This is a genomic window from Polynucleobacter sp. TSB-Sco08W16 (assembly GCF_018687455.1).
GTDB lineage: Bacteria > Pseudomonadota > Gammaproteobacteria > Burkholderiales > Burkholderiaceae > Polynucleobacter.
Window position 1 is genome coordinate 936,323 of the sequence record NZ_CP061291.1, and the last position, 13,842, is coordinate 950,164.

General features: G+C 45.7%; 10 protein-coding genes. 4 read left to right on the forward strand and 6 right to left on the reverse strand.

Translation table 11 applies throughout. From position 1 onward, the window contains the following. Positions 1-7 precede the first annotated feature (7 nt). Together kdsA and FD961_RS04645 are read right to left on the reverse strand one after the other, a co-directional pair. Positions 8-871: a 3-deoxy-8-phosphooctulonate synthase gene (gene kdsA, locus FD961_RS04640; RefSeq protein ID WP_215394283.1), complete on the reverse strand. Its 864-nt coding sequence runs from the start codon at positions 869-871 to the stop codon at positions 8-10. 9 nt (positions 872-880) lie between these two features. Beyond that, positions 881-2,542: a CTP synthase gene (locus tag FD961_RS04645; protein ID WP_215394284.1), complete on the reverse strand. Its 1,662-nt coding sequence runs from the start codon at positions 2,540-2,542 to the stop codon at positions 881-883. An 84-nt stretch (positions 2,543-2,626) separates the two neighbouring features. Here FD961_RS04645 and FD961_RS04650 point away from each other — a divergent pair, with 84 nt between their 5' ends. From FD961_RS04650 to FD961_RS04660, 3 genes are all read left to right on the forward strand, one after another. Beyond that, the gene (locus FD961_RS04650; protein ID WP_215394285.1) at positions 2,627-3,073 is read left to right on the forward strand and encodes a DUF2147 domain-containing protein; all 447 of its coding nucleotides are present in this window, start codon (positions 2,627-2,629) and stop codon (positions 3,071-3,073) included. A 4-nt stretch (positions 3,074-3,077) separates the two neighbouring features. Further along, on the forward strand, positions 3,078-3,266 hold the full coding sequence (locus FD961_RS04655; RefSeq protein WP_215394286.1) for a superinfection immunity protein: 189 nt from the start codon (positions 3,078-3,080) through the stop codon (positions 3,264-3,266). A gap of 189 nt (positions 3,267-3,455) precedes the next feature. Beyond that, a complete protein-coding gene (locus FD961_RS04660) occupies positions 3,456-6,041 on the forward strand; it encodes a bifunctional aconitate hydratase 2/2-methylisocitrate dehydratase (RefSeq protein WP_215394287.1) in 2,586 nt (861 codons plus the stop codon). An 89-nt stretch (positions 6,042-6,130) separates the two neighbouring features. On the opposite strand, the gene FD961_RS04665 is transcribed toward FD961_RS04660, so the two are convergent. Genes FD961_RS04665 through FD961_RS04675 form a run of 3 tightly spaced genes read right to left on the reverse strand, consistent with a single transcriptional unit; the run spans position 6,131 to position 11,631 of the window. Next, complete coding sequence (locus FD961_RS04665; RefSeq protein ID WP_251371335.1) at positions 6,131-6,898, reverse strand: spermidine synthase; 768 nt, start codon at positions 6,896-6,898, stop codon at positions 6,131-6,133. Continuing rightward, positions 6,898-10,935, reverse strand: coding sequence for a phosphoribosylformylglycinamidine synthase (gene purL / locus FD961_RS04670; RefSeq protein WP_215392882.1), 4,038 nt, complete (start codon positions 10,933-10,935; stop codon positions 6,898-6,900). The genes FD961_RS04665 and purL overlap by 1 nt, the downstream gene beginning before the upstream one ends. A gap of 21 nt (positions 10,936-10,956) precedes the next feature. Then, positions 10,957-11,631: an ABC transporter ATP-binding protein gene (locus FD961_RS04675; RefSeq protein WP_215392883.1), complete on the reverse strand. Its 675-nt coding sequence runs from the start codon at positions 11,629-11,631 to the stop codon at positions 10,957-10,959. Between the two features lie 2 nt (positions 11,632-11,633). Between FD961_RS04675 and FD961_RS04680 the strand changes: the two genes are divergently transcribed. Further along, on the forward strand, positions 11,634-12,290 hold the full coding sequence (locus FD961_RS04680) for an arylesterase (protein ID WP_215392884.1): 657 nt from the start codon (positions 11,634-11,636) through the stop codon (positions 12,288-12,290). A gap of 10 nt (positions 12,291-12,300) precedes the next feature. Here FD961_RS04680 and FD961_RS04685 read toward each other — a convergent pair whose 3' ends face one another. After that, on the reverse strand, positions 12,301-13,764 hold the full coding sequence (locus FD961_RS04685; protein ID WP_215392885.1) for a peptidylprolyl isomerase: 1,464 nt from the start codon (positions 13,762-13,764) through the stop codon (positions 12,301-12,303). Between the last annotated feature and the right edge of the window lie 78 nt (positions 13,765-13,842).

Below are 13,842 nucleotides of genomic sequence, written 5' to 3' on the forward strand. Positions count from 1 at the left end.
AACTGAATTATTTAAAACTATTTTCCAGAAAAGAACCGCTCGACTTAACGACTGAATCAATTGCTGCGAGAGATTCCAACAACTCCTTCATCCGATTCAGGGGTACAGCATTAGGCCCATCGGACAATGCTTTCGCTGGATCGGGATGCGTTTCCATAAATAAGCCGCTAATACCAACTGCCACTGCCGCTCTGGCTAAAACAGGAACAAACTCACGTTGGCCTCCGCTAGCAGTGCCTTGACCACCAGGCAATTGAACGGAATGGGTCGCATCAAATACCACTGGAGCATTAGACTCACGCAGGATAGCTAGGCTACGCATATCAGAAACTAAATTGTTATAACCAAATGAAGCTCCACGCTCACAAACCATAAACTGGTCTGGCAAATTTTTTTCTACTGCAGCGGCTCTTGCCTTATCGATAACGTTAAGCATTTCATGTGGCGACAGAAACTGTCCTTTTTTGAAATTCACTGGCTTGCCACTTTGGGCGCAAGCGCGAATAAAGTCAGTTTGCCTGCATAAGAACGCTGGTGTTTGTAAGACATCAACAACTTCAGATACTGCAGAAATTTCACTAATGTCATGCACATCCGTTAAAACCGAAACACCCACTTGTCTTCTAACCTTAGCCAAAATCTCAAGACCCTTTTCTATTCCGAGCCCACGAAATGACGTTCCAGATGAGCGATTGGCCTTATCAAAGGAAGATTTGTAGATAAAAGGGATCTTCAATGCGGCGGTAATTTCCTTTAATTCACCCGCAATATCAATTGCGGACTGCTCAGATTCGATAACGCAAGGACCTGCTATCAGAAAAAAGCGATGTTCTAGGCCAACATCAAAACCACATAGCTTAAACGTGCTCATAACCTCTCCTTAAGCAACCTGCTTTAACGCTGCATCTTGATGGGCAAGTGCCGCGCTGATAAAGGCGGAGAACAATGGATGACCGTCACGCGGTGTAGATGTGAACTCTGGGTGAAATTGCACTCCAAAAAACCAAGGATGCATTGACTCAGGAAGCTCCATCATCTCCGGCAAAGATTCATTGGGCGTTCTTGCGGAAATAATTAGGCCGGACTGCTCAAGCTTTGGCACATAAAGATTGTTTACTTCATAGCGATGACGATGGCGTTCATTTACATCTGCACCATAAATTCGGTGAGCCAAGGTATTTGCCTTTACTGGGCAGCGCTGTGATCCCAAGCGCATCGTTCCACCCATATCAGAGTCATTGCTACGTTTCTCAACGCGACCTTCTCTATCTAGCCACTCCGTAATCAACGCAACGACTGGACTTTCAGTTTCAGGATCAAATTCAGTACTGTTAGCTTGTGCAATATTCGCTACATGGCGTGCAAATTCAATGACAGCAAGCTGCATGCCTAAGCAAATACCTAAGTAAGGCACTTGATTTTCGCGAGCATATCGAATGGCGGCAATCTTACCCTCAGTACCGCGTTTACCAAAACCACCAGGAACCAAAATAGCATCGAGCTTTTCAAGGCAAGCTACGCCGTCTTTTTCGATTACTTCTGAATCGATGTAATTAATGTTAACGCGAGTATGCGTATGAATACCCGCATGACGCAATGCTTCAATTAATGATTTATAAGACTCAGTTAGCTCAACATACTTGCCAACCATTCCTATCGTGACTTCATGTTTTGGGTTGGCTAACTCATAAACTAACTTAGCCCATACAGAAAGATCAGCGGGCTTGGCATTAATTTGCAATTCACGGCAAATCAAATCATCCATGCCTTGCGCTTGGAGCATTTCTGGAATCTTATAGATAGTGTCAACATCCCAAACAGAAATAACTGCTTCTTCGCGAACATTAGAAAAGAGAGAAATCTTCGCACGTTCATCATCCGGTATTGGGCGATCAGCACGGCATAGCAATACGGTCGGCATGATACCGATCTCGCGTAACTTTTGAACTGAGTGTTGTGTTGGCTTTGTCTTCAGCTCACCGGCGCTACTGATAAATGGCACCAAAGTCAGGTGCACGAAGGCACAACTGTGCTGAGGAAGGCGCAAACTCATCTGGCGCGCAGCCTCTAAAAATGGGAGGGACTCGATATCACCCACTGTTCCACCAATTTCACAAATAGCAATGTCAGCATCACCATCGTGACTGGCTTTTGCGCCACGTTCAACAAACGCCTGGATTTCATTCGTGATGTGCGGGATGACTTGCACAGTTTTTCCAAGGTATTCCCCGCGACGCTCTTTGCTGATAACAGATTCATAAATCTGTCCAGTAGTGAAGTTATTACTTTTGCGCATCTTCGCAGAAACGAAGCGCTCATAGTGACCCAAATCCAAATCGGTCTCGGCTCCATCTTCAGTAACAAATACTTCGCCGTGCTGAAGGGGGCTCATTGTGCCCGGGTCAACGTTGATATAGGGGTCTAATTTTAGGAGGGTGACTTTCAGGCCGCGGGATTCAAGAATCGCGGCAAGCGAGGCAGCTGCGATTCCTTTCCCTAAAGAAGAAACCACACCGCCAGTGACAAAAACGTATTTGGTCATCGCTTAAGCTCTGTTGGAAAAAGTAATTATAACGATAGCCATAGCTAGCAAAGCAAAACAAAAAGGGTAATATTGTTTAAATATATGAAAAAACCGCTACTTTTCCTATTTACCGCCAGCTTTTTAAGCCTAGCTTCACAAGTAGCCTCATCTCAAAGCATGGACTCCATTGCGGGTACATGGAAGACATTTGATGACGATACCAATCAACCAGCGGCAATTATTCTGATAACAGAAAAAAATGGTCTTTTTTCAGGTGTTATTACCAAATTATTGGATCCAAACGCTCTGGAAACCTGTGAAAAGTGCACCGATTCCCGCAAGGGAAAGTCCGTTCTTGGCATGGAGATCCTTACAGGACTTAAAAAGACTGGTGACAGTTACGCTGGCGGCCAAATATTGGATCCCGATGACGGCGAAATCTATCGAGCCGAGATGAAATTGAAAGATCAGGGCAGTAAATTAGATCTAAGGGCCTATATCGGCATACCCTTGCTGGGCAGGACTCAAACCTGGATTCGTGAAAGGTAAGTAAATGCGTCTGTTTTTTTCTGTCCTCATCACCATGCTGTCCCTTTTTTACTTTCTCCCATTTGCCATTGCCTATAACAAGAAGCGTAGTAATACCGGGGCTATATTCGCGTTAAACCTCTTTTTGGGCTGGTCTCTCATTGGCTGGGTTGTTGCGCTTGTTTGGGCGCTCAAGGAAGAACAAGTCATCTAGGTCAACAATGCCCCCTTTTATCCCCCCGTTGATTGAACTTGCCTAATTTATAGGCAAGTTATTTGTATAAATTACCCTTAGGGTTTAAACTCTTATATAAGACTTAATTTAGTAACTATAATTGAGCAAATCGGGTGAAAATGCCCTTTTGGCCTTTTTATTGATCACTTTTACCTCATAGGAAACACCATGTTAGAAGCCTATAACGCCCAAGTTGCAGAACGTGCAGCTCTCGGCATCCCAGCCCTTCCTTTAACCAAGGATCAAACCGCTGAATTAGTAAAGTTACTAAAAAGCCCGCCTGCAGGCAAAGAGGCTGAATTGGTTGAACTCATCACCAATCGCGTTCCAGCCGGCGTAGATGAAGCGGCCAAGGTAAAAGCAGAATTTTTAGATGCGGTTGCAAAAGGAACAGAAAAGTCTCCTTTAATTTCCCGCATTAAAGCAACCGAATTACTGGGCACTATGCTCGGTGGATACAACATCAAACCGTTAGTTGAGTTATTAACTGATGCCGAGTGCGGCTCAGTTGCAGCAGAAGCACTCAAGAAAACTCTTCTGATGTTTGATTATTTCAATGATGTTCATGAGTTGGCAGAAAAAGGCAATGCCAATGCTAAAGCTGTAATGAAGAGCTGGGCTGACGCAGAGTGGTTTACAAGCCGCCCTGCTGTCCCTGAGAGCATGAAGCTCACTGTATTTAAGGTGACAGGCGAAACCAATACTGATGACCTCTCACCTGCACCAGATGCATGGAGTCGTCCTGATATTCCATTGCATGCAACGATCATGCTCAAGAACCCACGTCCTGGTATCGAACCAGATGAATCTGGTGTTCGTGGTCCCATGAAACAAATTGCTGCACTACAGAAAAAAGGCAATCAAATTGCTTACGTCGGTGATGTTGTTGGCACAGGCTCTTCACGTAAGTCTGCTACTAACTCTGTGCTTTGGTGGACTGGTCAAGATATTCCCTTTGTTCCTAACAAGCGCTTTGGTGGCGTCTGTCTTGGCGGAAACATTGCACCAATCTTCTTTAATACCATGGAAGATTCGGGCGCATTGCCAATTGAATTAGATGTATCCCAAATGAATATGGGCGATGAAATTGAGCTACGTCCATACGAAGGTAAAGTATTTAAGAATGGTCAAGAGATCACCACCTTCTCACTGAAATCTCCTGTAATTTTGGATGAAGTGCGTGCCGGTGGTCGCATTCCTTTGATCGTGGGTCGCGGCTTAACTGCAAAGGCTCGTGCAGCACTAGGCTTACCTGCTTCTACAGAGTTCCGCCTACCGGTTAGCCCTCCAGATAACAAAAAAGGTTTCAGCTTGGCGCAAAAGATTGTTGGTCGCGCCTGTGGATTACCAGAGGGTCAAGGTGTTCGTCCGGGAACTTACTGCGAACCACGCATGACTACCGTTGGTTCACAAGATACTACCGGTCCTATGACTCGTGATGAATTGAAAGACCTCGCTTGCTTGGGCTTCTCTTCTGATCTAGTAATGCAGTCTTTCTGTCACACCTCTGCTTATCCAAAGCCTGTAGATATCCGCACCCAACATGAATTACCACCATTCATGACTAATCGTGGTGGTGTGGCATTGCGTCCGGGTGATGGTGTTATCCATAGCTGGCTAAATCGCTTACTCCTCCCAGATACTTGTGGTACAGGTGGCGATAGTCATACACGCTTCCCTATTGGCATCTCTTTCCCTGCTGGTTCAGGTCTAGTTGCCTTTGCAGCAGCTACTGGCGTTATGCCACTAGATATGCCTGAGTCAGTATTGATTCGCTTTAAAGGCAAAATGCAACCTGGCATCACTTTGCGTGACTTAGTCAATGCCATTCCGCTGTATGCCATCAAGCGCGGCTTGTTAACTGTTGAGAAACAAGGCAAGAAGAATATTTTCTCAGGCCGCATTCTTGAAATCGAAGGCTTGCCTGATCTCAAAGTTGAGCAAGCATTTGAATTATCTGATGCATCTGCTGAGCGTTCTGCTGGTGGCTGTACAGTTCACCTGAATAAAGAGCCAATTATTGAGTACATGCAATCCAATATCACTTTGATGAAGTGGATGATTGCTAATGGCTATGAAGATAAGCGCACCCTTGGTCGTCGTATCAAAGCCATGGAAGCTTGGATTGCAAACCCACAATTGCTCCAGCCAGATGCAAATGCTGACTATGCGGAAATCATTGAAATCAATATCGATGAAATCAAAGAACCTATTCTGGCCTGCCCTAACGATCCAGATGATGTGAAAGTATTGTCTGAAGTTGCTGGGGACAAGATTGATGAGGTGTTTATCGGCTCTTGCATGACAAATATCGGTCACTTCCGTGCTGCCGGTCAGGTGTTGCAAGGCAAAAAAGATATGCCAACCCGTCTATGGGTGGCTCCTCCAACCAAGATGGATGCTATGGTCTTGATGGAAGAAGGCTACTACGGCATGTTGGGCGCAGCTGGTGCTCGTATGGAGAGTCCAGGTTGCTCACTCTGCATGGGTAACCAAGCGCAGATCCGCAAAGGTTCAACAGCTGTATCTACCTCAACACGTAACTTCCCTAATCGCTTAGGAATTGATACACGCGTATATCTAGCTTCTGCTGAATTGGCCTCTGTAGCAGCTCTTTTGGGCCGTCTACCAACCCCTGCTGAATACTTGGAGCAAGTGAAAGCGCTCGATGCTAAGTCTGGTGAAGTTTATAAATACATGAGCTTTGACAAACTCAAGTCATTTAGCGATGTTGCCGATACTGTAACGGTGTAAAGCAAAAGATTTACCATTTCATCAGCGGAGTGGGCAACAAAAAAGGCGATCAATTGGTCGCCTTTTTCTTTATCTGCTTGTTCGAAGAACTAAATAGAGAGTTTATTTTCTTGTCGGGCATTTTCACGACTAATGCCCGATACCCATTTATTAGTTGGCAGGCCAGTCTTATCGGAAATCAATTTAGCACGCTTAACTACATCTTTCCATTCAGCCTCTAATTTAGGGCCCTTGAAAGCAATTGCAACAACGTTACAGTCATGAGATTCTGGAAATAGCAGTACACGATTGCCAAAGGCTTCGCAGATATTCTGAAGATTGATATCAAAGCTCTTGTGACGTGAAAATAGGTTTACCGTCATGACGCCTGGACCCTTCAGAATGTCATAGCAGCCCTTATAAAATTCTAAAGAACTGGCAACTGGGCCATCACAAATCGCATCATACAAGTCGACTTGTACAGCATCATATTGGTTCTTATTTTTGACTGACTTCACAAAAGTTTTTGCATCGATCTGCAAGGTTTCGAGCCTACGATCATCATCAGGGGTGAAGAACATCGATCTAGCAGCAACTATTACTGCGGGATTTAGCTCAACAACCGTTGTTTTTACAGCCGGGCAATAGCGATGCTGAAATTTTGTTAGCGCGCCAGTGCCCAGACCCAGCTGGGCGATTTTCATGCCGGGCTTCGTTTCAAGGAACAAAAGCCAAGCCATCATTTGCTGGTTATATTCGAGGTAGATTTCATCAGGGTCACGAATGCGCATTGCCCCTTGGATTAATTCACTACCGAAGTGAAGATATCGAATACCACCGCTTTCAGAAAACGTTACTGGTTCAATTGCAAACAGCATTATTTAGCCCAGCGACGCGCATTACGGAATAAGCGCAACCAAGGACTTGCACCATCTGGCGTATCTAACCATTCCGGTGGACACCAGCTCATCTGAGTCGCCCGGAAAACGCGCTCTGGATGCGGCATCATGACCGTAAAACGGCCATCGGGTGTTGTAACCCCAGTTAAACCGCCTGGAGAGCCATTAGGATTTAATGGATAGATCTCAGTCGGGTTGCCCTGATGATCAACAAAGCGCAAAGCAGATAAACCTTGCTGCTCGATCTGCGCCAAATTACCTTGTTGACTGAAGTTTGCAAAGCCTTCACCATGCGCAATGGCAATTGGTAACTGGCTGCCTTCCATGCCTTGAGTAAAGATCGATGGTGAAGCAAGAACCTCAGCCATTACTAAGCGTGCCTCGTATTGCTCTGATTGATTGCGGGTAAATTTAGGCCATGCATCAGCGCCAGGAATAATTCCTGAGAGATTGCTCATCATCTGGCAACCATTGCAAACACCTAATGCAAAGCTGTCTAGACGATTGAAGAAGCTAGAGAATTGATCGCGCAATTGTTGATTAAACAAAATTGTCTTAGCCCAACCCTCCCCGGCTCCGAGAACATCACCATAACTAAAGCCACCACACGCAATCAAGCCACGGAAGTCATCAAGCTTAGCTTTACCGCTTAACAAGTCGGACATATGAACGTCGTAGCTGTCAAATCCAGCCCAATTAACAGCATAGGCCATCTCAACATGAGAGTTAACGCCTTGCTCTCGCAAAATAGCCACTTTGGGCCGAACATTTTTTGATATAAATGGGGCCGCTACATCTTCTGCAGGATCAAAGGTCAACTTAGGCGACATTCCTGCATCAGATAAATTATCCAAAAGACCGAATTCAGAGTCAGCACATGCCGGGTTATCGCGTAAACGGGCAATTTGATAACTCGTATTAGTCCACATCTTTTGCAATAGTTCACGAGGTTCTGCAAAAATGCTTTTCGCATCGCGCCAAATTTCGATGCGACCATTCGTATTAGGCTTACCAATCACATGGCTAAATGCGCTAAGACCTAATTTACGCAAGATCGCAAATACGGCATCGCGGTCCTCTCTGCGAACTTGTATTACCGCTCCAAGCTCTTCGCTAAAGAGAGCGCGCATTGTTTGCTCATGGCGTCGACCAGAAACTTGCTGAGCCCAGTTCTTTGCATCTCCATAGTCAGCCTCTTGGCCAACATCAGCCGCGATCATATCTACATTGATAGATACGCCGGTATGTGAAGCAAATGCCATTTCTGAAACGCAAGCGAATAAGCCACCATCAGAACGATCATGGTAAGCCAGCAATTTATTTTCTTTTCGTAATTCGATAATGGCAGCAGCTAGTGCCTTGAGATCCTCTGGATTATCGAGATTGGGGGCTGTTTTTCCTGATTGGTTTAAAACTTGGGCCAAGATACTGCCAGCCATACGATTTTTGCCTCGACCCAGGTCAATTAAGATCAATTCAGTTTCTAAGGCTGAGCCATCATTATTTTTTAGCTTCAATAATGGAGTGGCTGTTTTACGCACATCTTGCACGGATGCAAAGGCGGAAATAATTAAAGAGACTGGTGAAACAACCTTCTTAGCTTGACTACCATCGCGCCATTCAGTTGCCATCGATAAAGAGTCTTTTCCTACCGGAATCGAAATTCCTAGGGCTGGACACAATTCCATACCAACTGCTTTCACAGAATCGTATAACTTAGCATCTTCACCTGGAGCGCCGCAGGCAGCCATCCAGTTTGCTGAGAGTTTTACATCTTCAAGGCGGCGTATATCGGCAGCAAGCAAGTTCGTAATGGCTTCACCAACCGCCATTCGCGCTGCTGCAGGGGCATCAATCACGGCAACTGGGGTACGCTCACCCATAGTCATCACTTCACCGCGATAGCCTTTGTAATCCATTAGCGTTACTGCACAATCTGCGACAGGCACTTGCCAAGGGCCAACGAACTGATCGCGAGCATTCAGCCCCCCAACCGTTCTATCCCCAATCGTGATCAAGAATGATTTGCTGGCAACAGTTGGCTGTTGCAATACCCAGGCAATTGATTGCGCTAAATCAGCATCGGTAACATCTAGTTCAGTAAATTCTTGTGACACACGTTTTACATCACGATGCATCCGCGGCGGCTTACCCAGCAATACCTCCATCGGCATATCGATAGGTAATGCAGCGTCTGTTCCAGCATCTTGCTTTGAGTCGGCTAGTTGTAACTGACGCTCTGTTGTCGCCTCTCCAACTACTGCGAACGGACAACGCTCACGCTCACAGAAAGACTTGAATAAATCTAAATGCTTAGACTCAATAGCCAGCACATAACGTTCTTGAGATTCGTTACACCAAATCTCTGCGGGGCTCATGCCACTCTCTTCAAGAGGAATGCTGCGCAGCTTGAACTTAGCACCCAAACCCGCTCCATCAGCCAACTCCGGGAATGCATTAGACAGACCGCCCGCACCAACATCATGGATTGATACGATTGGATTATTGTCTCCTAGTGCTCGGCAAGCATTGATGACCTCTTGTGCTCGACGCTCCATCTCTGGATTACCACGTTGAACAGAATCAAAATCTAAGTCAGCAGTGTTGGTACCAGTGGCAACAGAACTACCTGTTGCACCACCCATGCCAATACGCATACCAGGACCGCCCAATTGAATTAAGAGGTGGCCGGATTGAATTGCCTTTTTCTCAGTATGAATAGAGTCAATACTACCGATACCGCCCGCAATCATGATGGGTTTGTGATAACCGCGCCGTGTGCCTTCTAATGTTTGCTCAAAGACACGGAAGTAACCACCCAAAATTGGGCGCCCGAATTCGTTATTAAATGCAGCACCACCAAGCGGGCCATCAATCATGATTTGCAAAGGTGTGGCAATTCGCTCAGGCTTACCATACTGCTCACTCTCCCATGGAAGATCAGTGCCAGGAATATTGAGGTTTGAAACTGAGAAGCCTGTTAAACCCGCCTTAGGACGCCCGCCAATACCAGTGGCACCCTCATCTCGAATTTCTCCACCCGCTCCAGTAGAGGCGCCTGGAAAAGGGGCTATCGCTGTTGGGTGATTATGAGTTTCAACCTTCATCAAGGTATGGACTAAACGCGTATCTTTTTCATAGCGATGATCAGCTCCCTGGGGAACCCAAGTTTCTGATTCGCAACCCACCATCACCGCTGAGTTATCGGAATAGGCAACAATCGTACCTTCTGGCTGCAGTTGATGGGTATTTCGAATCATGGCAAATAAAGAACGCTCTTGATCATCTCCATCAATGGTCCAGCTGGAATTAAAAATCTTATGGCGACAATGTTCGCTATTAGCTTGCGCAAACATGATCAGCTCTACATCACTGGGGTTGCGTTTCAAGCGAATGAAGTTCTCAGTAAGGTAGGCAACTTCATCATCAGAGAGTGCGAGACCTAATTCTTGATTGGCTTTGTCTAAAGCACCCCTACCCTCTGTTAAGACGGGTATGCGCGTTAATGGACGATCATCTAAAGTCTGATAGAGCGCATTGGCAGCATCCACTGAGTCGATAACAGCTTCTGTCATTCGATCATGAATCGCACTTAATACCAATTGAGTTTGGGCTGGGCTTAACGCTTTTTTACTCTTCCATGAAAATTGAACGCCGCGCTCAACCCTCAATACATTTAATCCGCACTGCTGGGCAATATCTGTTGCTTTACTTGCCCATGGAGATACGGTTCCAAGGCGAGGAATAACAATTGCTCCCTGTATATCGCCAGAACCTTTGCCAAACCAAGATCTACCTTGGCTTATATTAGAGGCAAAAGCTTGGCCATAAGTCAAAAGGCTTTCAAGCACCTCTTGATTTTGTGTGCTCAGCTGCTGCTCAGACCAAATGAAATGTAAGTACTGAGCCTCGATAGACTCTAGAGCCACGCCTTGCGACGCTAAAGAGGCTAAAAGTCGCTGTTGACGAAAGGAGGAAAGCGCATCTGCGCCGGGCAAAAAATGGAAAAAAGACATCCCTAGATTATAAGGTTTTGCCTACAGCAGCCGCCCACCCTGAAGATGTAATTGCCGTTGACACCGACTGGCCAAGGCAGAATCGTGGGTGACCAAGACTAAAGTGGATTGACTGGCCTGATTTAACTCAAAAAGGAGCTTAATAACCCGCTCACCACTAGCCTCATCTAGGCTACCCGTCGGCTCATCAGCAAAAAGGATTTGAGGTTTAGTAATAAAGGCTCTTGCCAAGGCAACGCGTTGCTGCTCTCCTCCAGAAAGGGTTTTGGGGAAATGATTGAGACGCCCCAGTAGCCCAACACGCTCCAGCCAGACTCTAGCATCCTCTTTTACGTCTTTTCGACCAAGCAGTTGAGCTGGGAGCATGACATTTTCAAGCGCTGTTAAATGGGATAGCAGTTGGAAGGATTGAAATACAAAACTCACATGGGCTGCGCGTAGCTTTGCCCGACCATCCTCGTCTAGTTGATTTAGATCATGCCCCATCAATATGACATTGCCAGAGCTTGGCAAATCTAAACCAGCCAATAGGCCGAGTAAGGTGCTTTTTCCCGACCCAGAGGCACCAGTAATGGCAACGCTCTCGCCTTGTGCAATATCAAAACCAATGTCGTGCAAAATAGTTAAAGCACCATCGCTTGATAGAACTTGTTGGCCAAGATGATTCGCACTTAATACGCTTGCTGGAATACTCATAAATGAATTGTTACCGCTTGACCCTTTTAATTAAGGAATTGCTACTTACAGGCTTATTTTGCCTGTTAATTCCATTTACTCCTGTAGTCCATGCCAATCCTGTCATCCTAGTGATGGGTGATAGCCTTTCGGCAGAATACGGACTCCCGAGAGGCGCTGGTTGGGTCAAATTGTTAGAAGTACAGCTGCAAAAGCAAGCTAGCCCATGGAGCGTCTTTAATGCCAGTATTAGCGGTGAAACTAGTTCAGGCGGCCTCAACCGACTACCTGCTTTATTGGAATCCAAAAAGCCTGGCATTGTTTTATTAGAGCTAGGAGCAAATGATGCTTTACGAGGCTTATCTCTGGGGCAAACCACCATGAATCTGCGCAGAATGATTGAATTAAGCAAGGACTCTGGGGCTAAGGTTCTATTGTTCGGCATGCAAATACCGCCTAATTACGGACAACAATATACAAAGCAATTTAAGGAGTTGTACCCTGCTCTAGCCAGTAAAGAGGGAGTTGCGCTACTGCCTTTTTTTCTTGCAGGCGTTGCTTCAAATGCAGAATTGTTTCAGGCAGACAATATTCACCCAAACACAGCAGCACAAAGCATTCTCTTTAAAAACGTATGGGGCGCTCTGGCCCCATATCAAAAACTACTTCAAGTGCAGTAAATAACCCTAGTTAACTTCCGGAACCACTGGAAAGTGGCTTTAAGGGATTAATTACCTTAACGCCCGCAGCATCTCGCCAGTAGGCCATAAAACTTGCAAACTCTGATTGAGCCCCTAATGCTTGAATTTGCTGGGCCTGAGCCTTATGGATCTTGGCGTCTACACCAGTAGGCTGACGCACTTGATCAACTCGATACAAGGTGGTCCCTACCCCTGGGTTATTTACAGAAACCACCGCAGGGAATTTCTCCGTATTGATAGACATCACATCATCTAATGCGGGGCCAATCAAATTCGCAGGCTTATTGCGTGATACCCAAATTGGATTACCAAAGCCCGCGGAACTTTTGGGATCCTTTTCCAATACGTTGTAACGTTCAGCTGCAGCAGCAACCGCTAATTTCTCGGCGGCTCGTTGACTAACTTGACGTTTTACTTCAGCAGCAACATCTTTGTAAGGCATGATCTGAGCAGGATGGAAAGTAATCACACGTGCAGAAACAAAAACGCCTGGTGCTGTTTGCACTGCCTCGGTATTTCGTTTGTTTTTAATAGCCTCATCACTAAACAAGGATTGCATAACCTTTGGGTTGGAGAGCGGATGATCTTTGGCTACGCCTGTTACACCACCGCGTGTTAAGCCTTTTTGAGACTGAATGCTGAGTCTTAATTTATCAGCAGCAGGCTTCAGACTGTCAGACTGGTCATAAGTAATGTTGGCAAACTGGTCAGCCTTATCGCTAAATACCTTAGCGTCCTCTCTAGGGTCGGCTTTGAGAACGATGTACTCAACGTCGACATACTCCGGGCTTTCGAACAACTTGGCATTTGCGTTATAAAAGGCTTGCAGCTCGTCCTGACTTGGATTGACCTTATTGAGGTAGTCTTTGGCATCAAATGCCAAAGATTGAACCTGACGCTCAGTTTCATAAAGAGTGGAAACAATTTCCGAGAGCTTTGGTGTAGCCAATTCAGTACGGGCAACAGAATTCACAAACTGACCGATCTTGAGATCAAAAGCCTGACTTGCATAGAACTGCTCTTCATTTAAACCATTGCTTGCAAGTAATTGTTTAAAACGGGCGTCATCAAAACTGCCATCTTGGCGATACAAAGCACGAATTTGTGGGATACCCTGCAAACTCTTAATCAAAGCTTCTTTACCAACCTGAAGGCGAAGATTAATTACAGCAAAACCCAAAATACGTTGCTGAAGTAATTCATTCAGGATGGCCTGTCTAAATTGGAGGCTTTGAGCAATCTGCATATTGCCGCCAACTCTTTCAGCTTGGCGCTTAGCAGCGTTATCTACTTCTTGGGCGGTAATAGGTTTACCGTTCACCTTAACTAAGTCGGTTTCTTTATCCATGAAGCCTGAGTAGCTTGAAATCCCAAACATTACAAAGGATGGAACGATGAATAACATCAGCACAAGCTGGAGTAATTTTTGATGCTTACGGACGGTATCGAACATGAATAAATTCGCTAGTAAATATTAGTAATGGCGCAGTAAAAAGCGCGGAACAGCATGAGTTTACTAGGCGGAGGGTAT